We start from the raw sequence: 667 nt of genomic DNA on the forward strand, positions 1-667 counted from the left end.
GGCCGAGGACGATTCACGGGGCGCGGGCGAACGTCGTGCCACGTCAAGGCCAGCGTGGGCGGTGGCACGGCCCTCCCCCGTGGCGCGTGCACCCGGCCGGTCGGCGGGCGTTGCCCCTGGTCGGACGGTCGTCGCCTCATGACGGATCTGCCCGGCCGTCGGGGTTGGCGCCGAAGGTCCGCCGGAGGCCATGGCTCGTCCGGTCGGGCGGTGCACAGGTGCCGGTGGTCCCGATTGAGTCGCCGGCGGCGGTGTGGCGACGGCTACAGCGTGCACCGGCCCGGCCGAGGCTCGCGGTGAGCTGGACCCGGCCGGTTCCGGCCCGGAAGTCCCGTCCGGACGGCCTGGCCGACTGTTCCCACCAGGGGTCCAGGGCACGCCGGTACCCCCCGGCGCACCGGGTGGCCCCCCCGCGGCTGCGATGGTGACCCGCCAGGTGCCGCCCAGAATCTCTGTCAGGGCGGCGCGGAGGACCTCGACATTGCTGCCCTGACCGAACATCCGGGCGATCGTCGCGACCGTGAACGCGAGGATGACTTCGTCCCCACGAACATCCGCGACCGAGGCGTACTCCTGGAGTAGGGCGTGCGTGGCGGGCTTGCGCGACCGGGCCGCGCGGAGCACGTCGTCCCAGGCTGCTCGCAGTCGTCCCGCATCGCCACCGCCA

General features: G+C 74.4%; 1 pseudogene. It reads right to left on the reverse strand.

The features are described from left to right. Positions 1-667, reverse strand: a pseudogene (locus U9980_RS11875) (DNA polymerase III subunit gamma and tau); the annotation flags it as partial.

Source organism: Protofrankia sp. Cr1 (genome assembly GCF_963555865.1).
Taxonomy (GTDB): domain Bacteria; phylum Actinomycetota; class Actinomycetes; order Frankiales; family Frankiaceae; genus Protofrankia.